Source organism: Rahnella bruchi, from assembly GCF_003614975.1.
Taxonomy (GTDB): domain Bacteria; phylum Pseudomonadota; class Gammaproteobacteria; order Enterobacterales; family Enterobacteriaceae; genus Rahnella; species Rahnella bruchi.
This window is the reverse complement of the sequence record NZ_QZWI01000017.1, coordinates 42343-65137: the sequence shown is the minus strand read 5'-3', so window position 1 is coordinate 65137 and position 22795 is coordinate 42343. Positions and strand designations below refer to the sequence as shown.

The window sequence follows — 22795 nt, the reverse complement described above, 5'->3', positions numbered from 1 at the left end:
CGTTTCAGCCTTTGAAAATCAGCTGAGAGTTCGCGCGGTTGCGGAACTGGAGCTGATTGATCTGAATGTTGGTGCAGTTCGCCTGCTCGCGTGCGGTCAGGATCATGCCGTGATGTTCAGATTTGGAACACACCGGATCGGCGTTATCGGCATTGCCGGTCAGCATAAAGGCCTGGCAGCGGCAGCCGCCGAAGTCTTTCTCTTTTTCAGAGCAGGAACGACAAGGTTCCGGCATCCAGTCAAAGCCCCGGTATTTATTAAAGCCGAAGGAGTCGTACCAGATTTCCTGCAAGGTATTTTCCAGCACCGACGGGAATTCTACCGGCAGCTGGCGCGCGCTGTGGCATGGCAACGCCATACCTTCCGGCGTGACGCTTAAGAAAATCGCGCCCCAGCCACCCATGCAGCCTTTCGGACGCTCTTCGTAATAATCCGGCGTCACAAACAGCAGATTGGCGAGATTACCGGTTCCGGCCATTTTTTCGCGGTACTGATGTACTACATCCTCGGCGCGCGCGATCTGCTCACGGGTCGGCAGCAAACCTTCGCGATTGAGCTGTGCCCAGCCGTAAAACTGACAGGTCGCCAGTTCGACGTCATCGGCTTCAAGCTCAATGCTCAGGTCGATAATTTTGTCGATCTGATCGATGTTATGGCGATGCAGCACAAAGTTCAGCACCATCGGATAACCGTGTGCTTTCACCGCTTTGGCCATTGCCAGTTTTTGCTGGAACGCTTTGGCATTGCCCGCCAGCGCGGCATTCAGTTCTTCATCGCTGGCCTGAAAACTGATCTGAATATGATCCAGACCGGCTTGTGCAAACGCATCGATTTTCTTCTCAGTCAGCCCGATCCCGGACGTGATCAGGTTGGTGTAAAAACCCAGATCACGGGCCGCGCGGATAAGCTCCGGCAAATCTTTACGCACCAGCGGTTCGCCGCCGGAGAAACCAATCTGCACCGCACCCATTTCCCGCGCTTCTTCGAACACTTTGATCCACTGCGCGGTGGTCAGCTCTTTTTCCTGTTTTGCGAAATCAAGCGGGTTCGAACAATACGGGCATTGCAGCGGGCAGCGATAGGTCAGTTCGGCCAGCAGCCATAACGGCGGCTTAACCGCAGGTTTAAGCAGGTTCACGAAAGGTAATCCACTTTTGTGCATGGGCCTGAGAGAAGAAATCTTTGACGTCGTCGTTTACGCCACCGGCTTCAGGAAAGCGTGTATTCAGCTCATCAATGATATTGGCAATCGTCCGCTCACCGTCGACCAGCTGCAAAATAAACGTCGCGCTGTCGTTAAGTTTCGCCATCCCTTCCGGATACAGAATCACGTGGCATTCCTGCGTTTTTTCAAACTGCATGCGGTAGCCACGGCGGAACATCGGCGTGTAGTGCTCGGTAATAGTGATCACAGAAGTCGTCCTTTGTGCCAGACCGCCTGTTGCGTCACGCTGTGATAGGGCGGGCGGTTCAGTTCGTAAGCCATGGTCATGGAGTCGAGCATGCTCCACAGAATGTCGAGTTTGAATTGCAGGATTTCCAGCATGCGCTGTTGTTTTTCGACGGTATCGCAGTATTCCAGCGCCAGCTGTAAACCGTGCTCAACATCGCGGTTCGCCTGACTCAGACGTCCGCGGAAATAGCCGTAACCTTCTTCCTCAATCCATTTGTAATGCTGTGGCCAGGTATCAAGACGTGCCAGATGGATTTGCGGAGCGAACAGTTCAGTCAGCGAGCTGCAAGCGGCTTCCTGCCAGACTGCGCGGCGGGCAAAGTTGACGTAGGCATCGACGGCGAAACGCACACCCGGCAAAACCATTTCTTCTGAAAGCAGCACGTCGCGGTCTAAACCGACCGCTTCACCCAGACGCAGCCACGCTTCGATACCGCCGTCACTGCCGTCATACCCGTCGTGATCGAGAATACGCTGCACCCATTTGCGGCGGGTCTGTGAGTCCGGACAGTTGGCCATGATCGCCGCGTCTTTCAACGGAATGCTGGTCTGATAATAGAAGCGGTTCGCCACCCAGCCCTGAATTTGCTCGCGTGTCGCCTGACCATTATGCATCGCAATATGGTAGGGATGATGGATGTGATAAAACGCGCCTTTTGCACGCAGCGCCTGTTCAAATTCCTGCGGCGTCATCGGTGACGCTGGTTGTGAAGAAGTTGTCATAATCGTGTTTACCTACAGTTTGATGCGCATCCCGTCCCGGCTGACTTCAATGTTTTGCTGCGTCAGCGCCTGCCGTTCGGCAGAGGATTCATTAAGGATCGGGTTGGTATTATTAATATGGATGAGAATTTTGCGTTCTGCCGGAAGTGACGAGAGCAGGGCAATCAGCCCCTGTTCTTCGGCAAGGGCCAGATGCCCCATGTCTTTACCGGTATTACGGCCGACGCCGGTGGTCGCCAGCTCATTGTCCTGCCACAGCGTGCCGTCAATCAGCAGGCAGTCGGCCTTGTTGAGCCACTTCAGCAGCTCGTCATCCGGCTCGCCCAGACCCGGCGCGTACAGCAGCGAGGTGCCGGTTTTCGTGTCTTCGATAAACAGCGCAATATTGTGGCCGGGCAGCGGCTTGCCGCGATATTTCGAATACGGCGGGGCATTGCTCAGCAGCGGAATAGCGGTGAATTTCAGATCCGGGCATACGGCGACGGAGAAGCTGTTCTCCGGCTCGATAGCGTGGTGTTGCAGGCCGCCATTCCAGTGTGAAAGCATGGTGAAAATCGGGAAACCAGTGGTGAGGTCTTCATGCACTTCCGGCGTACACCAAACCTGATGCGGGCAGCCTTCGCGTAAATTCAGCAGGCCGGTGCAGTGGTCAATCTGGCTGTCGGTCAGGATGATGGAGCCAATCGCAGTGCCGCGTAAAACGTCGTGTTTAATCAGTTCCGGCGTGACGGCAATCTGGTGGCAAATGTCCGGCGAGGCGTTACACAGCACCCAGTCGGTGCCGTTGTCGCTGACAGCAATGGAAGATTGCGTGCGCGCGGAGGTTTTCATGGAGCCATTGCGCACGCCCTGACAATTGGGGCAATTGCAGTTCCACTGCGGGAAGCCGCCGCCTGCCGCGGAACCAAGTACGATAATCTGCATGTGAGAACCAGGGGAAAGGGAAGGAAAGATGCCCACAGCGAGCCGTGGGCATAAGGGCTTAGCGGTTAGAAATATACAGAGTCACTTCTAAGCCTAAACGCAGGTCTTCGAAAGAAGGTTTAGTCCACATGATAACGTCCTCTTGGTGATTACAGTTTTAAGTTCACTGCCGCTTTAATTGCGGCAGGTGATCGGCTTATTGTCAAATATCGCTGGTTTGGCTAAGAAAATGTTGCGATGAGCACAAACCGATATTGCCCTGTAAGCCACAGGGATTAGTGCAAAATGCCGGATGAAAAGCTATTCACCCCACGTTTGCTTTAATACTTTCAGCCAGTTGCGATAGGCGATTTTTTCGATCAGCGTCTTGCCGTATCCAGCATCAGACATGGCCTGCAACAGAACGGGCAGTCCGGCGACATCGCCGAGGGCATCCGGCACATTGATGCCGTCGAAATCCGAACCAAAACCGACATTTTCTTCGCCCAGTTTACCAAGAAGGTTATCAAGATGTTTAACAATTTCGGTGACTGGCGTATCGCCGTTTCGTTTTCCATCAGTACGTAAAAAAGCTGTGCCGAAATTCACGCCGACAAAGCCATCGCTCTCGGCGATCGCCGCCAGCTGCTTATCGGTCAGGTTGCGCGGCTGCGGGCATAACGCATGGACATTGGAATGCGTGGCGACCAGCGGCGCATCGCTGAATTTCGCCGTCTGCCAGAAAGCTTTTTCGTTCATGTGCGAGACATCGAACAGAATCTTTCTGCGGTTGCATTCACGCAGTAACCCAAGCCCGGCGGGCGTCAGGCCGTCACCGGTATCAGGTGAGCCCGGAAAATCGCCTTTCACGCCGGTACCAAACTGATTCGGTAAATTCCACAGCGGTCCGATGCTGCGCAGCCCTTTTTCATACCAGAGCTCCAGCCGCGAAAAGTCATCGCCCAGCGCTTCAGCCCCCTCAATATGCATCACCATCGCCAGCACACCGTGAGCAATACAATGCTCAATTTCGGCGACCGTACGGCATATTTTGGTCCGTCCGGCGGACTGCATTTCAATGCGTTCAAGCAGTGAAATCTGCGCCTGTGTGATAGCTAAAGCGTCATGCGGTTCAGCCGGTGAGTTTGGCCTGAGTTGCGGCATATACGAAGCGGGTGGTACGAAAACCGCAAATAAGCCGCCAGCGAAGCCGCCCAGCCGACAACGCCGGAGATCAAGATGTCCGTCCAGCGCGCCATCAAGGAACAGAGCAGCAGGATCTGCTGCGTCGTGCAGCCACAGGCGAAGTAACAGGTCGTTATGACCGTCAAAGACAGGGGGATTGGGGATGGTGTTCATGATGTTAATGGTACTTTATAAAAGCACGAAAATGTATGCGGAATATGTAATGGTTTGTTTGGTGGATGTTATCTAATTTGACTGACTTGTTTTCATGTGGAAGTGCAAGAAAAATACGGCTTTGACCTTTTGTCTGCTGGTCAGGCAAATCTCAGTCAGGTCCCTCCCCCTTCGCAGGGGGAGGAGCAAAGAAACAACATTCTGCTTTTGAATTTTTGCTGCGGCCTCAGCAAATCAGAAACTATAGCTCGCCGTCACCGACACATTTCTCGGTTCGCCGTAAACCACATATTGATTCACGCTGGTGTCGTATTCCTTGTCGAACAGGTTGTTGACGTTGGCCTGCACGGCCAGCTGTTTCGTCACCTGATAACGGCTGAACAGATTGACCAGCGCGTAGCTGCCTTGTTCCGCGTAACGGGTGCCGTTACCGCTCGGGCCAGGGACGTCCTGCCACACGTGGGTTTGCCAGTTCACGCCACCTCCGACGGTCAGGTCCTGCAACGTCGGAAGACGGTAACTGGAGAACAGTTTCAGCTGCGTGCGCGGCAGTTGCGGGTTAACCGCATCACCGTTTTCATCTTCTGCAATGTAACGGGTGCCACCGAACGTCATCTGCCAGTTATCGGTCAGTGCTCCGTTCACTTCAAATTCCACACCACGGCTGACGGTACCGTTCTTCCCTTCATAAGCGGTGTCGGTCGAGCCCGGTATCGTACGTCCGGTACTCTGCGCGACGTTGTCCAGTTCCGCGCGGAAGATGGAAACGGAAGCGGTCAGGCGGCTGTTAAACCAGTCAGATTTCACCCCGGCTTCGTAGTTTTTACCGATGACCGGAGAAAGATATGCGCCGTTGATATCACGGTAAGTCTGCGGCTGGAACACCGAGGTATAGCTCGCGTAAGTCGACAAGGTATCGTTAATGTCAAACACCAGACCGGCATACGGCGTGATGTTGTTCTTCTCGATCTGATCGGTCAGCGTGTGCGAGTTCCAGTTGGTGTAACGCGCGCCAACGATCAGATGCAGCGGATCTGCCAGTGACAGACGCGTCGCCACATAGGCTGATTTTTGACGGATAGTGTCGTCTTCGGCCAGAGAACGCGGGCTCCAGTTGGTTTCCGGGAACTGTCCGTTGAAATCATTGAAGTTACCCAGCTCTTCGGTCGAAATATTGGCGAACGAACTGTAATAGGTATTCTGCTGTCTGGAATAGCTCACGCCGGTCATCAGCTCATGCTGACGGCCAAACAGCTGATACGGGCCGCTGGCAAAGGCATCGACGCCATCGACTTTACGCTTGCCGGTGTTATAGCCGGTCCCTGCGACAACCGGATATCCGGCATAGGCGGATTCACCGACGCCGGTGGTTTTGTCGAATGTCCCGTCAATATACATCATTTTAGAATCGATGTGGGATTCGGTATGTGTGCCGTTCAGGGTTGCCTGCCAGCCGTTATCGAAGGATTGTTTGAGGGTGGTGAAGAGCTTAGTGGTTTCTTTATCGCTGTACGCCCAGTCAGGCGCAGAGTTAAAACCACGTCGGTAGTCGGTTTTACTGCCGTCCAGATACCAGCGCGGCATGCCGCCCCAGGTCGGACTGTCGGTATTGGTTTGCTGGAATTCGTATCCGGCAGAAAGCAGGGTGGAGTCGGTCAGGTCTGCATCGACAGTGGCGTAGACGAATTTCTTGGTCGCGCCGTAGCGTTCGACGTAGCTGTTTTTATCCTGATAACCGGTGACCAGACGCCCACGGACGCTGCCGGATTCATTCAGCGGGGTGGATAAATCCGCCACATAGCGTTGTTTGTTCCAGCTGCCGTAACTGGCAGAAACGTTGCCGGTAAACTCTTTGCTGTCGGCGTGTTTACGCACCTGATTGACGGAAGCCGACGGATTACCCGGACCGGTCATCAGGCCGGTCGCGCCGCGGACGACTTCGATACGATCATAAATGGCGGTGTCGGACTGGGAATCGCCGATGTCCCAGCGTGGATCAAAAGTCGTCGGGATGCCATCAACCATATAGTTGTCGATCAGGAAACCGCGCGCGTAGTAGGTACGGCGGTCAAGGTCAGAGACACTTTCCTGGATACCGGTGGTATTTCGCAGCACATCACCCAGCGATTGCAGCTGCTGATCCTGCATGCGTTGTTTGCTGATAATACTGACGGACTGCGGGATATCGCGCGCAGTCAGCGCCATTTTGGTGCCGGCGGTGGTCACCGGCACACTGTAATCAGTGGCTGCGGTATCAGCCGCGCTGGTGTCGTTCTGGCCGGTCACGACCACGGTGTCTTCCGCGGTGTTTTTTGCGCTGGCTTCTGCTGCATACGCATTATGCAGTGAAGAGGAAACCAGCAGGGCGATGACGGAAAGTGAAAGTTTCTTTCCTGAATTATTTTTATGGTTTCCCTTAACGCATCTGACGGCGTAATTCCCTGAAAAATATGACATAAATACTCTCCGCACGGTTGTTTTATTATTTTTAAGCCACTGCATTTTTGTATGAATACGGCTTTATCAGCATGAGCAAATCCCGCCAGTATCCCCCGGAACAAGGGCTGGAAAGGACGAAATAGCCACAGTTAATAAAGCGAATGAGAATAATACGCATTGGGTTTATCGATGTAAATAAATATTACAGCCATCCGGATTTACTGCCGTTCTTCTCCCTGTGAAGGGTGAGGCGGGGAGGGAGCAAAACAGTCATTCCTCTTTACACTTTCCAAATACTCCCGTTACTAAAGATCTCCTTATTTTTACCGATATACCCTCTGAACAATAAATATCCTGTGATGCTTTTTGCTCATTTCAGTATTTAATTTGAGATAAATAATTTCACTTTATTTTAAGAGGGTGGTGTTTCTTCACCCGAAATAAGAAAGTAATTCCGCTATGCAATTATCAATATTTGGAATTGTTCCATGTTGTATTTATTTATTGGCCAGGAAATAAGGGAGAAAGAATGTTTAGAGCGATTAACAATATGCGTGTCGGCGCCCGTCTGGGTGCGGCATTTAGTCTGATAATACTGCTGCTGGTTATCGTCAGTGTCACCGCTGTGACAAAAATAAGCAGTATTAACAGCAGTATCGAACAAATAGTCAGCGACCGTTATGTCAAAGTACGATTGGCGTTTGACGTCCGCGATGGGGTGAACGATCAGATTAAATATCTTCGCGGTATTGTCATCGATACCAAAAATCCTGAGCAAAATAAAAAACGTTATTTACAGCTGGATGACACCGTTAAACACACTAATTTAGCGATGGATAAAATCGCCGCTATCCAGACGACGGTAACAGGCAAGCAAAAGATTAAATCTTTGCAGGACGCGGGGGATACGTTTGATGCTGCAAAAGATGAGCTGATTGCGCTGACCCGCGCCGGTGATATGGACGGCGCGACGGAATATGTGTTGCGTAAACTGACGACCTCGCAAAATGCGTTTCTGGATCTGGCGACAGCGTTCGCTAACTCGCAGGATCAGCAGTTGCAGGCTGAAGGAAAGAAAGCCGTCGCAGATGGATATACCGCGATCCAGCTGACGCTGATTTTCTCCGCGCTGGCGGTTCTGGTGGCGGCGGCGCTGGGTTATTTCCTCACACGCTCCATCACGCGTCCGCTGCATACTGCCGTAAAAGTGGCGGAAAACGTCGCGGCAGGGGATCTGACCACGCAAATTCAGGTGACATCAAACGATGAGACCGGTCAGCTCATGCAGGGGTTGAAAAACATGAACGAAAACCTGCTGAAAATTGTGACCGAAGTCCGCGCTGGCACCAACGCAATTAACAGCGCGTCGGGTGAAATCGCGGCTGGAAATCTGGATTTGTCTTCCCGTACTGAACAGCAGGCCAGTTCTCTGGAAGAAACGGCTTCAGCGATGGAGCAGATGACGGCGACGGTTAAGCAGAATGCCGATAACGCGCGTCAGGCCAATCAGCTGGCGGCGCAGGCCTCCCGCGTGGCAGTGCAGGGCGGCGAAGTGGTGGGTGAAGTGGTCAACACGATGGAAGGTATCAATGCGTCTTCCCGCAAAATTGTCGACATCATTGCCGTCATTGACGGCATCGCGTTCCAGACCAACATTCTGGCGCTGAACGCTGCGGTAGAAGCCGCGCGTGCCGGTGAGCAGGGGCGCGGGTTTGCGGTGGTGGCTTCTGAAGTGCGTAATCTGGCGCAACGATCAGCGAGTGCGGCGAAAGAGATTAAGGTGTTGATCGACGATTCGGTGGCAAAAGTGGACAACGGCACGCAGCTGGTCGCGAAAGCCGGTTCGACGATGGCGGAAGTGGTGTCCAGCGTGAAAAACGTGACCGACATTGTGGGCGAAATCGCTATCGCCAGTAACGAGCAGAGTACCGGCATTGAAGAAATTAATAAGGCCATCACGCAGATGGACGAAGTGACGCAGCAGAACGCCGCGTTAGTGCAGGAAGCCTCGTCCGCGGCGTATTCGCTTAATGAGCAGGCGGAGCGTTTGTCGCAGGCCATCAGCATCTTTAAAGTCAGCGCCGGTTCTGCGACGGCGGCTGTTCGTCAGGCGGCACAGGCTAAGGCTCCGGCATTGCCGAACCGCCAGATGGCGCTGCCAGGCAAAATTGACGAAGGCTCATGGGAAACGTTCTGAACCTCTGATGATCGCTGACATTGTCTGATTCATTTCTCAAAACCCGACATCTTTTGTCGGGTTTTTTTATGTTTTTCATCATTTTTTGCGATAATCCCTGCGCCAATAAAAAGGAGAAGGCTTTGATGATGAAAAATACCCTGCGTAAAACGGTGCTGATGGCGGCGGCTGTGGTGCCAATGCTTGCATTCAGCGCGGCGTCATGGGCGCAAACTGCCACGAAAATGACTTCCATTCAGCAACAACTGACGGCGCTGGAAAAAGAGAGCGGCGGACGTCTCGGCGTGATGCTGATTGATACGGCGGACAACTCGCAAATCGCTTATCGTGCCGATGAACGATTTGCGATGTGCAGCACCAGTAAGTTCATGGCAGCGTCGGCAATTCTGAAAGAGAGCGAAGTGAAGAAGGATCTGCTCACTCAGCATGTCGAACTGAAAAAATCGGATCTGGTGAATTACAACCCGATCACTGAAAAGCATCTCAATGATGGCATGACGATGGGCGAACTGGCGGCGGCGGCCTTGCAGTACAGCGATAATGCCGCGATGAACAAGCTCATCGAGCACCTTGGCGGACCACAGAAAGTCACCGATTATGCGCGCACGCTGGGTGACAAAACTTTCCGTCTGGATCGCACCGAACCGACGCTGAATACCGCCATCCCCGGCGATGACCGTGATACCAGCACGCCGCGTGCGATGGCGCTGAGCCTGCAACACGGCACGCTGGGCTCTGCGCTGGCTGAACCGCAGCGCGCGCAACTGGTGGAATGGATGAAGGGGAATACCACCGGTGCGATGAGTATCCGCGCAGGATTACCAGCGACGTGGGTTGTCGGTGATAAAACCGGCAGCGGCGATTACGGCACCACTAATGATATCGCGGTGATCTGGCCGGAAAACAAAGCGCCGCTGGTGCTGGTGACCTATTTCACCCAGCCTCAGCAGGATGCAAAATCCCGTCGTGATGTGCTCGCCAGTGCGGCGAAAATTGTGACGCAGGGTTATTGATTGACGCTTAGTCAGGCGAAGAAAAGGGTCCGAAAGGACCCTTTTTTGTATCCGTTTAACGCCCGACGCGCGCCATTAATGCAGCCGGATAACGGTCGCCCTGAACTTTCACCGTTTCCAGCGCATTGGCTATCGTGCGCAGTTCGCTTTCTGAAAGCGTGACATCGGCTGCGCCCAGGTTTTCTTCCAGACGATGCAGTTTTGTCGTGCCGGGAATGGGCACGATCCACGGCTTCTGTGCCAGCAACCACGCTAACGCTATCTGAGCAGGTGTCACTATTTTGTCCTGCGCAATCTGATGAATCACCGCCACCAGACTCTGGTTCGCTGCCAGCGCTTCAGGTGAAAATCGCGGAACCTTACTGCGGAAATCGTCACTGCCAAAGGTCGAATCTGCGGTGATAGATCCGGTGAGGAACCCTTTGCCTAACGGGCTGAACGGGACAAAACCGATGCCCAGTTCTTCCAGCGTCGGAATAATTTCCTGTTCAGGTTCACGCCACCACATCGAATACTCACTTTGCAGCGCGGTCACCGGTTGTACCGCGTGCGCACGCCGGATTGTCTGCGCGCCCGCTTCGGAAAGCCCGAAGTGTTTCACTTTACCTTCGCTGATCAGGTCTTTCACCGCACCGGCGACGTCTTCAATCGGTACTTGCGGATCAACGCGGTGCTGATAAAGCAAGTCGATAACGTCAGTTTTCAGGCGTTTCAGCGAACCTTCAACGGCCTCGCGGATATGTTCCGGGCGGCTGTTTAGGATTTGCTGTTTATTGTCATCGCCAAAGGTGAAACCAAATTTGGTGGCAATAATGACGTTATCCCGTACCGGCGCCAGCGCTTCGCCGACCACTTCTTCGTTGAGATAAGGGCCGTAAACTTCGGCGGTATCAAAGAAAGTCACGCCCCGTTCGACGGCGGCACGGATCAGTTCAACCGCCTGTTTAGTATTGGTAGCAGGGCCATAACCGTGGCTCAGTCCCATGCAGCCTAAACCGATTGAAGAAACTTCAAGGCCAGATTTTCCCAGCAGACGTTTTTGCATGTGATTTTCCTCGATTGATGTTTTTGATATCCTGACATCTTGTGATTATGGGATTTCAGGATTTATCGTTACACGCCACTGCAGGTGGTCAGTGCCGCTGGTCAGTGTCGAAAATAATAGCGCCTGAGCTTTCATTAGATTAGAGGGTGTTATCTGCAAGAGTTTATGAATTGTATTCATGAATCCGTATTGAGCGACTTATCTCTGTGCTTCGCAGTAAAGATAAACCTCGTTAAGAATTTGAAAAATAGTGAAAGTATTTCCTGACAATGCAGCCTGTGAACGTGCTCCGCTGTTATATCCTTACAGAATAACCTTGTATTAACGGTAGTAATAAAAGTCCGAATTATTTCGTCCCTAAGTGGAATTTATATCGGTGTAATATATTTAAACATTTATATCAGGCCAATATTCAGCCAGTTACTGCCGTTTTAATTATTATTAACGCTTAAGCATTGTCCCCAAGGCTATAATAGCTATGTTCACTAAAGCGTCTGAACGGGCATGCTGGCCCGTGCAGTGTCACGTCTAACTGGCCGTACCTGTAAAGGACTGCCATGCAGGACAGCACAGGGTTATGAGCCTGTTGTAATAGGTATTTATCCTATGTTTAGCAGGCCGGAAGTGCTTTTTATGCCTTTATTAATGACCGCGTAATGGGCATAACTCAGCACGATCGTTCATTAAATCAGCAACATATTGATTCGTATGCAAAAGAATAAACAAATCTATACAAAATAAATTATTGAGGTGGGGGCAAAAAAGCCATATATTGGCCGCGTTTTTCACAGGCTAGTAATTTTCTTAATCAAATTTATTCAATTGTGGCGTTCTAATAACCCACGGTTGTAGGAGAGATATGATGACGGATAAAGTCCGTATTGACAGTTTAGGTGCGAATTCATTAAACGGAAACAATGAAACCTATTTGGCGAGACAAGCTGAATTTGAATCGAATGTTCGGAGCTATCCTCGTAAATTGCCTCTGGCAATAGCGAAAGCCAACGGCGTGTGGATCACTGATGTTGAGAATAATCAATATCTTGATTGCCTGGCAGGCGCGGGTACGCTGGCTCTGGGACATAATCATCCTGACGTGCTGCAAAGCATCCAAAATGTCATTACCAGCGGCTTGCCGTTACATACACTGGATCTGACAACACCGTTGAAAGATCAGTTCTCCGAATATCTGCTTTCTTTATTGCCACAACAGGGCAAAGAATATTGCCTGCAGTTCACCGGCCCGTCGGGTGCTGATGCGGTTGAAGCCGCAATGAAACTGGCGAAAAAAGTCACTGGCCGTACCGGTATCATCAGCTTCTCGGGTGGCTACCACGGTATGACTCACGCCACGCTGGCAGTGACCGGTAACCTGTCTCCGAAAGAAGCGGTTAACGGCATGATGCCCGAAGTCCAGTTTATGCCATACCCGCACCAGTACCGTTGCCCGCTGGGCATTGGCGGTGACGCTGGCGTTAAAGCATTAACCTACTACTTTGAAAACCTGATCAACGACGTGGAAAGTGGCGTTCGCAAACCTGCGGCTGTGATTCTGGAAGCCGTTCAGGGCGAAGGCGGCGTGAACCCGGCTCCGGCCGAATGGTTGCAGCGCATCCGTAAAGTGACTCAGGAACACGGCATTCTGCTGATCCTCGACGAAGTTCAGGCGGGCTTCTGCCGTACCGGCAAACAGTTCGCCTTCGAACACGCGGGCATTGAGCCGGACATCATCGTGATGTCTAAAGCTGTCGGCGGTGGTCTGCCACTGGCTGTGCTGGGTATCAAAAAACAGTTCGACGCCTGGGCTCCGGGTCACCACACCGGGACTTTCCGCGGCAACCAGCTGGCGATGGCCACCGGCCTGACCACGCTGAAAATCCTCAAAGAAGAAAAAATTGCCGAAAAAGTGGCTGCACAGGGCGAGTGGCTGAAAGGCAAACTGGCTGACATGCAGAAACGTTATCCGGTAATAGGTCACGTGCGCGGTCTGGGTCTGATGATCGGTATCGAAATCGTGAAGCCAAACGAAGCGCAGGATCACATGGGTTGCTACCCGGCTGACGGCGAGCTTTCTGCCCTTTTGCAGAAAAAATGCTTCGAAGCGGGCCTGATCCTTGAACGCGGTGGCCGTAATGGTTGCGTTCTTCGCCTGTTGCCTTCCCTGCTGATCACCAACGATGAGCTGGGTATTTTCCTCGATAAGTTTGAGCAGGCGCTGTTAGCGGCTGGCATCAAGCCTGTCTGAGCGGAGTAAGAGATTCTGATGTCCGAGTTAAACCCGATTCTGGCAGGTTCAGCGCAAAGCACTGAAGCCTATCAGCAAGCCATTGCGCAAAGCACTGAAGCGGTTGTGCAGTGGCTGCAACAACCTGAGATGTATCAGGGCAAAACCGTTGCTGAGCTGCGTGAACGTATCAAACTGGACTTCAATCCCAACGGCCTGGGTAACCAGGCCGCGATTGAACGCGCCATTGAATACTTTTTAAAAGACAGCCTGTCTGTTCATCACCCGCAATGTGTCGCGCATCTGCACTGCCCGAGTCTGGTCGTCAGCCAGGCGGCGGAAGTGCTGATCAACGCCACTAACCAGAGCATGGACTCCTGGGACCAAAGCCCGTCAGCGACCATCATTGAGATGAAGCTGATCGAATGGCTGCGTACTCAGGTGGGCTATCAGGCTGGCGACGCGGGCGTATTCACCAGCGGCGGCACCCAGAGCAATCTGATGGGCCTGATGCTGGCGCGTGATGCCTTCTTTGCCCGTCAGGGGCATTCCATTCAGCAGGATGGTCTGATCGGTAATCTGCGTAAAATTAAAGTGTTATGTTCTGAAAACGCGCACTTCTCCGTGCAGAAGAACATGGCATTGCTCGGTCTGGGCTATCAGTGTGTGACGCTGGTGAAAACCGACGAGTTCGCGCGTATGGATCTTAACGATCTGCGCGAGAAAGTCGCACAGGCTCAGGCGAATGGTGATCAGATTCTGGCGATCGTTGCCACCGCCGGTACCACCGACGCCGGTGCTATCGACCCGCTGCGAGCCATTGCTGAACTGGCCGCTGAGCATCAGATTTGGGTTCATGTGGATGCGGCGTGGGGCGGTGCATTATTGCTGTCCGAAAAATACCGCGACTATCTGGACGGCATCGAGTTAGTGGATTCCATCACACTGGACTTCCACAAACAGTTCTTCCAGACCATCAGCTGCGGCGCGTTCCTGCTCAAAGAAGAGCGCCATTACGAGCTGATGCGCTATCAGGCGGCTTATCTGAACTCTGAGTTCGACGAAGCTGCTGGTGTGCCGAATCTGGTGTCCAAATCCCTGCAAACCACCCGTCGTTTCGATGCACTGAAACTGTGGATGGGTCTTGAAGCGTTAGGGCAGAAACAATATGCCGCGATCATCGACCACGGTGTAACGCTGGCACAGGAAGTCGCGCAGTATGTGACTTCTGAAGCTGCGCTGGAACTGGTGATGAAGCCACAGCTGGCGAGCGTTCTGTTCCGTTATCGTCCTGAGCAACTGGCAGGCAGCAGCGATGCGGCTATCGCGTTGCTGAACCAGAAAATCGGCGATGCGCTGCTGGAATCCGGTCGTGCGAATGTTGGTGTGACCGAGCATAACGGCGTGACCTGCCTGAAACTGACTCTGCTGAACCCGACGGTGACGCTGGAAGATGTGAAAATCCTGCTGGCGCTGGTGGAGAAAACCGCGCAGCAACTGCTGAACGCGTAAGTTTTAGTTCTGCACGAGTCCGCAGTAAAAAGCCGGTGATACGAAAGTATTGCCGGTTTTTTTATGTATTTTTTTACCCCGCACGCCTGATGGCTTGTGAACTTTCCTATTCTTTCGCCCGGCTGACCCTCGTTTCCTATACTGGTAGTTTGTGCTGAAAAGGGGAGGGACGATGAATTTTCTGTCACATTTTAATTTTATCGCGCTGGTGATGACGCCGGCATTCTGGATAGGCGTCGCGACAATGGTCGTGGTCACGCTGGTGACTTACTGGCTGCTGAGCTGGTTACTGTCGTTTGTGCGCAAAGGCGTTAAAAACTGGGGAGAAGTGCACCCGGCGACCAACAGAATGCGGTCCATATTGGGCGATATTCTTGAGCGCACTAATAATCTGCTGATATTTTTTGCGGCATTCCTGTTCAGTCTGCGTTTCGTCAATCTGCCGGACAATCTCTATAACACCATCAGTCACGCGTGGTTCCTGGTTCTGGCGCTGCAAATGGCACTCTGGCTGGATCAGGGCGTGGTGTCGTGGCTGCGACATATCATGAGACAGCCGGGCATGAACAAAAACCCGGTGACGCTGGTGATCACCGGCCTGATATTCCGCGCGTTGGTTTGGTCGGTGATGCTGTTATCGATTCTGGCTAACGTCGGCGTCAACATTACCGCGCTGGTGGCCAGTCTGGGTGTCGGCGGTATAGCTATCGCGCTGGCTATCCAGACCATTCTCAGCGATGTGTTTGCCTCGCTGTCGATAGGCTTTGATAAGCCTTTCGAGATTGGTGATTTTGTGGTGTTCAATGACGTCGCCGGTACGGTGGAACATATCGGCCTGAAGACCACGCGAATCCGCAGCCTGAGTGGTGAGCAGATTGTCTGCGGGAACGCCATTTTGCTTCAGCAGACGCTGCATAATTACAAACGTATGCAGACCCGCCGCATCGTGTTTAATTTCGGTATCGCCATCAATACGCCGCCGGACAAGCTGCGTAATATTGGTGAGATGGTCAAAGAGATTATTATCGATGTGGGCGAAACCAAATTCGACCGAGCGCATCTTCTGGGTTTCGGCACTGACCGCCTGAACATCGAAGTGGTACATATCGTCAATACCGCCGATTACAATAAATACATGGATATCCAGCAGGAAATTAATATCCGCATTATCGAAAAGTTAATGGAAAACGGTATTGAGATGGCGCTGCCTAATATGATTGTCAAAACACCGGAGAAAAGCGGTGCGGGAGAATGGGAAGCCGCCAGCGCAAAACCACTGGCGTAGGATGAAAATAAAGGGTTGCCGCGAATAATTTCGCAGCAACCCTCTCTCTTATGGATCTGATTATCGCAATTGCTGTGCGATAGCGCTGTACATCAGCGAGGCTTCCAGTGGCTGTGCGCTGAAATCAGGTTCTGCCTGCGGCCACGTTGACCACTGAACTATCACCAGGTTTTCCGCGCGATTCACCATAATCACCTGACCATAAATACCCAGCGCCCACATCGAACCTTTTAACGATTCAGACGGCGCAGGCGTGACGTTTTTGGCATTAACCGGCACGGCGTTGTTCCACCACTGATAACCGTACATCCCGTCGGGATGCGCCGCAGAAACTGAATTCTTCGCCTTGTTCCAGTCTGATGCCTGTGTCAGCCAGTTTTCAGGCAGGATTTTCTTGCCGTCCGGCAACTGGCCGCCACTCATCACAAACTCACCGAATCGGCCCCAGTCTTCCAGCGTCGCGTTAAATCCGTGCGCACCGACGTCATGTTTCCCCTGCTGATATGAATGCCAGACGCCATCCTGCGCCATGCCGTAAGGCTGCCAGAGCGTTTTTTCCAGATACTTTGCCAGCGGCATGCCGGTGGCTTTTTCCAGCACATCGCCCAGCAGCCATGCACCGCCGGAAGAATATGACCAGAATTCACCCGCCGGATGGGCGCGTTTCAATCCGGTAATAATTTTACGTACGCAATCGTAGGTGCCCGGCTGCGCCTCACATTGAGTCAGATGAGCAAAATCCGAACCGGGATTGGTGTAATCCTCATTCCACGCCACGCCGGACGTGTGCTGGATAAGCTGGCGCAGCGTGACGCCTTCCCACGCGGTGCCTTTCAGATCCGGCTCGTAATCGGTGATGACGTCATCCAGCGAGCGGATTTTTCCTTCTTTGACAGCAATCCCCACCAGCGTCGACACCACAGATTTCCCTACGGAGCGTGATGTCCACAATGTGTGGTCAGTGTTGCCTTCGCCCAGATATTTGTACGCGATTTTGCCGTTTTTCAGCACCAGCATACCGGTGACATTTTCGCGCTTCAGGTAATCCTGCAAGGTATAGGTTTTACCGTTCACGCTGTACGTTGGATTCTGAAGTTGCTTTTCTGCCTGTGCAAATGGCGTGGCCTTGCCGTGACGGAACACATCACCGGCATAGTTGCGGTAGTCGTTCCGAAAACCAATAACGCGTGCGGCCTGATCCCAGTTCAGCATGTCTTTAGCATCCGGCAGCGTTTTATCGAAAGGCACCGGACAGGCGCTGAGCATCACGCCGCCGCAATCCTGTGTCTGCCCTGCAAATGCAGGCGTCATAAACGACACCGCTGCGCTCATCGCTACAGCCAGCATCAGGGGTTTTAAGAGGGGATTGTTCCGTGTTTTCATTTTTTCGCTTATCCATCAGAGTATCGGGAAACATGAGTATAAGGAGGGGAAACAGTTTGAAAAAATCATCTTATGGGGGAAAATCCCCCGCATAAACGTAGTCGAAAGGAGCTGAAATGTCCGCGTTACGTTATTCCTTCTCGCAGATTGAGGCCTTTGCCTGTGTCGCTGAACTGGGGAATTTGTCCAGAGCCGCAGTATCCCTGGGTAAAGATCGCACCACGCTGCGTGACTTAATTGATTATCTCGAAGACGCGCTGGGCTACACGTTGTTTATCCGTCAGGGGCGTACGCTGGTGCTCACGGAGCAGGGCCAGCAACTTCACCGGCAGGCGCATTTGCTGATGCGTCAGGCTCAGGCATTTGAGTTTTACGCGCAGTCGCTGCCAGAGACTGAGCAGCAGGAACTGGTTATGGTCTACGATCCTTTCGTCTCGCAGGCGTTTATAGACGCGGTGATTGTGATGATGGCAAAAGAGGGGATCCGCTTCAGCGCCTGGAGCGCGTCGAGAGAAGAGGCCGAAGCTGCCCTGAACGCCGGAACGGCGCAGATTGCGGTTTGTCAGGCGAACAATCGTGCGCTGGGCATGGATATGGAATGGTGCGCGCTGGGAAATATCGAACTGGATTTTTACGCCTCCGGCGGGTTGTTTCAGCATCAGCAGCGTCCGCTGACATTGCTTAATCTTTCCCTGAAACCTCAGCTGGTCATGCATCACAAGCACGATGAACAGATTGCCCGCCGGTTACAGATTTCCGGTCATACTTTGTATGTTAACGAACGCTCAACGCTGCGTAGTTTGCTGGAGAATGGCCTGGGCTGGGGATTTTTACCCACGCATTATCAGGCATCCACCTGGAATGATGTGCAGGCCATAGAGACGGAAGTGGGTAATCAGGGACTGACTATTACCATGGTGGCCATCTGGCAACCCGGTCAGACAAAACAGCCAGTAACTGGCAGCCTAATCAGCATGCTCCCCGAATTATGGCGCAACACCCTCCACCGCTGAGTGACTCCCTGCCGGATAAATAGGTTCACCGGCAGGCAATTTCATAAGGCTTTGCTACGCTTTCTGAGCATCCCAATTTTATAAACCTCACCCTGCATACCGTACCGTTTTCCCGATAATCTGCTGAGGAGTGCATTCTATGCCATTTGTTAAAACCAACGACGGCGTTAATATTTTCTTCAAAGACTGGGGTCCAAAAAACAAGCAACCCATTGTTTTCCACCACGGATGGCCGCTGAGTGCCGATGACTGGGACAATCAGATGTTGTTCTTCCTGGCCGAAGGCTTTCGTGTGATTGCCATCGACCGCCGCGGGCACGGGCGTTCGGATCAAACCAGTGAAGGTAACGATATGGACCACTATGCGTCAGATGCTTCTGCTGTGGCCGAGCATCTTGATTTGCATGATGCCGTGCATATCGGTCATTCGACCGGTGGCGGTCAGGTTGCCCGCTATGTGGCGAAATATGGTCAGCCTCAGGGACGTGTGGCAAAAGCGGTGTTGATCAGTGCCGTGCCGCCGTTGATGGTCAAGACTGACGCTAATCCCGGAGGCACGCCGATTGCCGTCTTTGATGATTTCCGCCGTGCTCTCGCGGCGAACCGCGCGCAGTTTTATCTGGACGTCGCTTCCGGCCCTTTCTACGGATTTAACCGCGAGGGTGCACAAGTGTCACAAGGCACCATCAACAACTGGTGGCGTCAGGGGATGATCGGCAGCGCCAATGCACATTACGAAGGGATAAAGGCGTTTTCAGAAACGGACCAGACGGAAGATCTCAAAGCCATCACCGTGCCGACGCTGGTCTTGCAGGGGGACGACGATCAGGTTGTGCCGTATAAAGATGCCGCTCTTTTGCAGGATAAGCTGCTGGCGCACAGCACCCTGAAGATTTATCCGGGCTATCCGCACGGCATGCACACCACTCACGCTGACGTGATTAACGCAGATATCCTGGCGTTTATCCGCGGTTAATTTCCTGGTGTTGCTGCTTTTTTATAAACCCGCCCTGGTTAACTGACCCCATAAATTTGGACGGTTGATATCAGGCGGCTAAACGGGCCTGGGTTCGGTACTCTACCGGACTCAGGCCCTTTCATTTCTGTTCTATTCATTAGTGATGGTAATCGTCGATATATTCGTCAATAGCTACGCGTAATACACTGGTACTTTCCAGATAAAGGCATTCCACTTTCAGCGTACCAGAGAAGCTGTCTGTCACCGCATTGTCATCACAGTTTCCTTTGCGTGACAGGCTCGGTTTCAAGCCGGTGTCCCTGAGCCGCTTATAATAGTGCCTCATCTGATACGCGATGATTTCACCGTTGTACAGGTCAGGAACCGGGGATACATTTTGATCATGCACAGGCAGCATGGGCTGCCGTCAGAATGCGGTCTCCAGTGTCTCCAGCACGTTGTAATTCTCATCGACCAGCAGCAGCGCTTTCCATTTGTCGAAGGTCAGACAGGGGTGAGAGGTGCTGAACACCAGAATATCCTCCACCTGCACGTCGGCCTCAGGAGCCAGTTCCAGCATCGCGTGCTGATCCATAATACCCGTGGTTTTGATACTTTTTGCCGTCAACGGAAGTGCTTTACCCTGACGATAATGCGCCACCGGTTGCGGCAGACCTGCATCGAAGGCGCTGTCGCGCTTGCCGAAGTTCACAATCGCACGGCCACTTTCCGGCACCGATTGCACCATTGCAACCAGTTCCAGCGCTGACACCAAATCCCCCCCCAATTCGCAGGCCACGCGGTCGCGGGCCATCAGCTCGTCTTGTGCCTGCTGATAAATGCCTGCGTCATGGGTGATATAGCAGCCGGGGCGAATCACCACGCGGCAGTTTGTCGGTTTTTGTGCATCCAGCCAGACGTTACACACCACGTCATACCAGACTGATCCTGCGCCCGTGAGAATAAATTCCCCTTCGACATAGCGCTCAAGCTGGCAGGCAAGGGCGGCGGCATCGCGTAACAATGCTTCCACTTTGGGCTGCGGATTTTCACCGTGCAGCACCCCTTCGTAAAGTTCAAGGCCGCGTAAATGTAAGCCCGGCAAACCTGAAATCTCTTCTGCCAGCAGCAGGGCTTGCGCGGTGGTACGGCAGCCGCAACGCCCGCCGGGTACGCCCAGTTCGATCAAAATATCCAGCTGCTGGTTCTGTGCGCTGAAAAATGCCGAAAGGGTTTTGGCATTGGCAAGGCTGTCAACGCAACAGAGGTAATCGACGTCCTGATATTCATTTTTGAGCGCTGAAATCAGCTGCATATTCGCTTTGCCCACCAGCTGGTTAACCATCAAAACCCGCTTCATGCCGCTGACCATTGCGATACTGGCCTGCCAGGCGCTGCCCACGCCAACGGCCCAGGCACCAGCACGCTGCTGTTGCTGAAAAATCCACGGCGTCATGGTGGTTTTGCCATGAGGGGCCAGCGATACGCCACGGGTATCGGCATAGCGTTGCATCCACTCAATGTTATTTTCCAGAGCGGATTTTTTGATCACAGCGGCGGGCAGGCAGACGTCTTCATTCAGCATGTTGGCTGGGGAAAACAGGAGCGCTGATTTGTGTGGAACGAGGTTGCTTTCTTGGTATTTCATAACATAATTCCTTTCGGTTTTTTAATCTTTCAGTATAAATATCAATTTTAATACAATGAAAAATAGGTGTTTTTATTTTGAATAATCAATTTTATGAATAAAAGTATCAGATTTTGGTGTGCGTTTTGTGTAGTCTTCCACTGTTTTTCGTCCTTGTAAATGGTTAAATTTAACCCAGAACACTATGGAGGGCAGGAACACATGAAGTTTGATTATCTGTTCAGAAACGTTACGGTCATTGATGGCAGCGGAGGGGAACAATACCGCGCCGATGTTGCGGTGCAGGGCGACCGTATCGCTGAAATTGCACCGGCAATCCGTGGCCAGGCTGTGCATGAAATCGACGGTACCGGCCGCGTGCTGGCGCCGGGATTTATTGATGTCCATACCCACGACGACATCAATGTGATCCGGCTGCCGGAGTATCTGCCTAAGATCAGTCAGGGCATTACTACGGTGATTGTGGGCAACTGCGGTATCAGTGCGGCCACGGCGACCATTAAAAGCCGCGTGCCAGACCCGATGAATTTACTCGGTGAGGCGGAGCATTTTATCTACCCGACAGTGAGCGCTTACGCTCAGGCCGTTGAGCAGGCGAGACCGGCAATTAACGTCGGTACGCTTATCGGCCACACGGCGTTGCGTAATAACCATATGGATGACCTGTTACGCACCGCGACGGCAGAAGAAATCAGCGGGATGCGCGCAGAGCTTAAACTGGCGTTGCAGCAGGGCGCTTTGGGGCTGAGCACCGGCCTGGCATATGCTTCGGCATTTCACTCTTCGACGGAAGAAGTCATGGCGCTGGCAGAGGAACTCGCGGCACAGAAGGGCATCTATACTACCCATTTGCGTTCCGAGTTTGAGCCGATTCTGGAGGCACTCGACGAGGCGTTTCGCATTGGTCGTCACGGCAAGGTGCCGGTGGTGGTGTCCCACCACAAATGTGCCGGGGCGAAGAACTGGGGCCGCACGGTGGAAACACTGAAGCTGTTCGATAAAGTGCGCGAAACGCAAGATGTCTCCTGCGATTGCTATCCGTATTCGGCCAGCTCTTCTACGCTGGATCTCAAACAAATCACCGATGAGTTTGAAATTGTCATCACCTGGTCAGAGCCGCATCCGGAAGTGGCCGGGCAGTCGTTAAAGCAGATTGCGCAAAGCTGGTCGATGTCACTTCACGAAGCTGGAAAATTACTGATGCCCGCCGGAGCCATTTACTACAACATGGACGAGCGCGATGTCCGGCGCGTGCTGAGTTATCCGGTCACGATGGTGGGTTCCGACGGACTGCCAAACGACCCGATGCCCCATCCGCGTCTGTGGGGCGCATTTCCCAGGGTGCTTGGACATTACAGCCGCGACGAGAAACTTTTTCCGCTGACGATGGCGGTTCACAAGATGACGGGCATGTCTGCGGCGCGTTTCCAGCTTGCCGAACGCGGGCTGGTCAGACAGGGCTATTTCGCCGACCTGGTGATGTTCGACCCGCAAACCGTGCGCGATGTGGCCAGTTTTAGCGATCCCCAGCAGCCTGCGGCGGGTATCGAAGCGGTGCTGGTCAACGGCGTAATGAGTTATGGCCAGGACAAACAGGTTATCGGTCGCGCCGGGCGTTTTTTACGCCGGTAGAATTTTGC

Annotated in this window: 18 protein-coding genes and 1 pseudogene; 8 read left to right on the top strand and 11 right to left on the bottom strand. The window is 52.9% G+C overall.

Going from position 1 to position 22795, the window contains the following annotated elements; all coding sequences use genetic code 11:
* Window positions 1–4 precede the first annotated feature (4 nt).
* From pqqE to fhuE, 7 genes are all read right to left on the bottom strand, one after another.
* Entirely contained in the window at window positions 5–1138 is a 1134-nt protein-coding gene (gene pqqE, locus D5398_RS21585) for a pyrroloquinoline quinone biosynthesis protein PqqE (protein ID WP_415838502.1), read from the bottom strand.
* Window positions 1125–1382 (bottom strand): pyrroloquinoline quinone biosynthesis peptide chaperone PqqD, encoded by a 258-nt coding sequence (gene pqqD, locus D5398_RS21580; RefSeq protein ID WP_244216812.1) that lies wholly within the window; start codon window positions 1380–1382, stop codon window positions 1125–1127. Before pqqD ends, pqqE begins: the two co-directional genes overlap by 14 nt.
* 26 nt (window positions 1383–1408) lie before the next feature.
* Complete coding sequence (pqqC, locus tag D5398_RS21575) at window positions 1409–2176, bottom strand: pyrroloquinoline-quinone synthase PqqC (RefSeq protein ID WP_120509465.1); 768 nt, start codon at window positions 2174–2176, stop codon at window positions 1409–1411.
* Between the two features lie 12 nt (window positions 2177–2188).
* Entirely contained in the window at window positions 2189–3100 is a 912-nt protein-coding gene (gene pqqB, locus D5398_RS21570) for a pyrroloquinoline quinone biosynthesis protein PqqB (RefSeq protein ID WP_120509464.1), read from the bottom strand.
* Window positions 3101–3158: 58 nt separating this feature from the next.
* Window positions 3159–3230 (bottom strand): pyrroloquinoline quinone precursor peptide PqqA, encoded by a 72-nt coding sequence (pqqA, locus tag D5398_RS21565; RefSeq protein WP_013578120.1) that lies wholly within the window; start codon window positions 3228–3230, stop codon window positions 3159–3161.
* A 170-nt stretch (window positions 3231–3400) separates the two neighbouring features.
* A complete protein-coding gene (locus D5398_RS21560) occupies window positions 3401–4438 on the bottom strand; it encodes a dipeptidase (protein WP_120509463.1) in 1038 nt (345 codons plus the stop codon).
* Window positions 4439–4672: 234 nt separating this feature from the next.
* Entirely contained in the window at window positions 4673–6895 is a 2223-nt protein-coding gene (fhuE, locus tag D5398_RS21555) for a ferric-rhodotorulic acid/ferric-coprogen receptor FhuE (protein WP_120509462.1), read from the bottom strand.
* A 511-nt stretch (window positions 6896–7406) separates the two neighbouring features.
* On the opposite strand from fhuE, the gene D5398_RS21550 reads away from it, so the two are divergent.
* Together D5398_RS21550 and blaRAHN are read left to right on the top strand one after the other, a co-directional pair.
* Window positions 7407–9074: a methyl-accepting chemotaxis protein gene (locus tag D5398_RS21550; RefSeq protein ID WP_120509461.1), complete on the top strand. Its 1668-nt coding sequence runs from the start codon at window positions 7407–7409 to the stop codon at window positions 9072–9074.
* A gap of 125 nt (window positions 9075–9199) precedes the next feature.
* Window positions 9200–10087, top strand: a complete 888-nt coding sequence (gene blaRAHN, locus D5398_RS21545; RefSeq protein WP_120509460.1) for an RAHN family extended-spectrum class A beta-lactamase — start codon at window positions 9200–9202, stop codon at window positions 10085–10087.
* A 55-nt stretch (window positions 10088–10142) separates the two neighbouring features.
* Here blaRAHN and D5398_RS21540 read toward each other — a convergent pair whose 3' ends face one another.
* The gene (locus D5398_RS21540) at window positions 10143–11132 is read right to left on the bottom strand and encodes an aldo/keto reductase (protein ID WP_120509459.1); all 990 of its coding nucleotides are present in this window, start codon (window positions 11130–11132) and stop codon (window positions 10143–10145) included.
* An 859-nt stretch (window positions 11133–11991) separates the two neighbouring features.
* On the opposite strand from D5398_RS21540, the gene D5398_RS21535 reads away from it, so the two are divergent.
* From D5398_RS21535 to D5398_RS21525, 3 genes are all read left to right on the top strand, one after another.
* On the top strand, window positions 11992–13377 hold the full coding sequence (locus D5398_RS21535) for a diaminobutyrate--2-oxoglutarate transaminase (protein WP_120509458.1): 1386 nt from the start codon (window positions 11992–11994) through the stop codon (window positions 13375–13377).
* Between the two features lie 18 nt (window positions 13378–13395).
* Window positions 13396–14868, top strand: coding sequence for a pyridoxal phosphate-dependent decarboxylase family protein (locus D5398_RS21530; RefSeq protein ID WP_120509457.1), 1473 nt, complete (start codon window positions 13396–13398; stop codon window positions 14866–14868).
* 172 nt (window positions 14869–15040) lie between these two features.
* Window positions 15041–16153, top strand: coding sequence for a mechanosensitive ion channel family protein (locus D5398_RS21525; protein ID WP_120509456.1), 1113 nt, complete (start codon window positions 15041–15043; stop codon window positions 16151–16153).
* Window positions 16154–16213: 60 nt separating this feature from the next.
* Here the strand turns inward: D5398_RS21525 and D5398_RS21520 are convergent, their stop codons facing one another.
* Entirely contained in the window at window positions 16214–17536 is a 1323-nt protein-coding gene (locus tag D5398_RS21520; RefSeq protein ID WP_120509455.1) for a serine hydrolase domain-containing protein, read from the bottom strand.
* Between the two features lie 116 nt (window positions 17537–17652).
* On the opposite strand from D5398_RS21520, the gene D5398_RS21515 reads away from it, so the two are divergent.
* Both D5398_RS21515 and D5398_RS21510 read left to right on the top strand, forming a co-directional pair.
* Window positions 17653–18549 carry a LysR family transcriptional regulator gene (locus D5398_RS21515; protein ID WP_120509454.1) on the top strand — a complete coding sequence of 299 codons (897 nt, stop codon included), beginning with the start codon at window positions 17653–17655 and terminating at the stop codon, window positions 18547–18549.
* A gap of 139 nt (window positions 18550–18688) precedes the next feature.
* On the top strand, window positions 18689–19525 hold the full coding sequence (locus D5398_RS21510) for an alpha/beta fold hydrolase (protein ID WP_120509453.1): 837 nt from the start codon (window positions 18689–18691) through the stop codon (window positions 19523–19525).
* A 70-nt stretch (window positions 19526–19595) separates the two neighbouring features.
* On the opposite strand, the pseudogene D5398_RS25680 reads toward D5398_RS21510, so the two are convergent.
* Together D5398_RS25680 and D5398_RS21500 are read right to left on the bottom strand one after the other, a co-directional pair.
* A pseudogene (locus D5398_RS25680) lies at window positions 19596–19901 on the bottom strand (IS3 family transposase); the annotation flags it as partial.
* A 33-nt stretch (window positions 19902–19934) separates the two neighbouring features.
* A complete protein-coding gene (locus D5398_RS21500) occupies window positions 19935–21155 on the bottom strand; it encodes an amino acid deaminase (protein ID WP_120509451.1) in 1221 nt (406 codons plus the stop codon).
* Window positions 21156–21356: 201 nt separating this feature from the next.
* Here D5398_RS21500 and D5398_RS21495 point away from each other — a divergent pair, with 201 nt between their 5' ends.
* Window positions 21357–22787 carry an N-acyl-D-amino-acid deacylase family protein gene (locus D5398_RS21495; protein ID WP_120509450.1) on the top strand — a complete coding sequence of 477 codons (1431 nt, stop codon included), beginning with the start codon at window positions 21357–21359 and terminating at the stop codon, window positions 22785–22787.
* The last annotated feature ends 8 nt before the right edge of the window (window positions 22788–22795 follow it).

Bases quoted from the DNA above. Each gene is read 5' to 3' on its own strand.
- D5398_RS21535 (WP_120509458.1), top strand. From the start codon at position 11,992: ATGATGACGGATAAAGTCCGTATTGACAGTTTAGGTGCGAATTCATTA.
- D5398_RS21560 (WP_120509463.1), bottom strand. From the start codon at position 4,438: ATGAACACCATCCCCAATCCCCCTGTCTTTGACGGTCATAACGACCTG.
- D5398_RS21520 (WP_120509455.1), bottom strand. From the start codon at position 17,536: ATGAAAACACGGAACAATCCCCTCTTAAAACCCCTGATGCTGGCTGTA.
- pqqC (WP_120509465.1), bottom strand. From the start codon at position 2,176: ATGACAACTTCTTCACAACCAGCGTCACCGATGACGCCGCAGGAATTT.
- fhuE (WP_120509462.1), bottom strand. From the start codon at position 6,895: ATGTCATATTTTTCAGGGAATTACGCCGTCAGATGCGTTAAGGGAAAC.
- D5398_RS21540 (WP_120509459.1), bottom strand. From the start codon at position 11,132: ATGCAAAAACGTCTGCTGGGAAAATCTGGCCTTGAAGTTTCTTCAATC.
- blaRAHN (WP_120509460.1), top strand. From the start codon at position 9,200: ATGATGAAAAATACCCTGCGTAAAACGGTGCTGATGGCGGCGGCTGTG.
- D5398_RS21515 (WP_120509454.1), top strand. From the start codon at position 17,653: ATGTCCGCGTTACGTTATTCCTTCTCGCAGATTGAGGCCTTTGCCTGT.
- D5398_RS21530 (WP_120509457.1), top strand. From the start codon at position 13,396: ATGTCCGAGTTAAACCCGATTCTGGCAGGTTCAGCGCAAAGCACTGAA.
- D5398_RS21510 (WP_120509453.1), top strand. From the start codon at position 18,689: ATGCCATTTGTTAAAACCAACGACGGCGTTAATATTTTCTTCAAAGAC.
- pqqB (WP_120509464.1), bottom strand. From the start codon at position 3,100: ATGCAGATTATCGTACTTGGTTCCGCGGCAGGCGGCGGCTTCCCGCAG.
- D5398_RS21550 (WP_120509461.1), top strand. From the start codon at position 7,407: ATGTTTAGAGCGATTAACAATATGCGTGTCGGCGCCCGTCTGGGTGCG.
- D5398_RS21495 (WP_120509450.1), top strand. From the start codon at position 21,357: ATGAAGTTTGATTATCTGTTCAGAAACGTTACGGTCATTGATGGCAGC.
- D5398_RS21500 (WP_120509451.1), bottom strand. From the start codon at position 21,155: ATGAAATACCAAGAAAGCAACCTCGTTCCACACAAATCAGCGCTCCTG.
- D5398_RS21525 (WP_120509456.1), top strand. From the start codon at position 15,041: ATGAATTTTCTGTCACATTTTAATTTTATCGCGCTGGTGATGACGCCG.
- pqqD (WP_244216812.1), bottom strand. From the start codon at position 1,382: ATGTTCCGCCGTGGCTACCGCATGCAGTTTGAAAAAACGCAGGAATGC.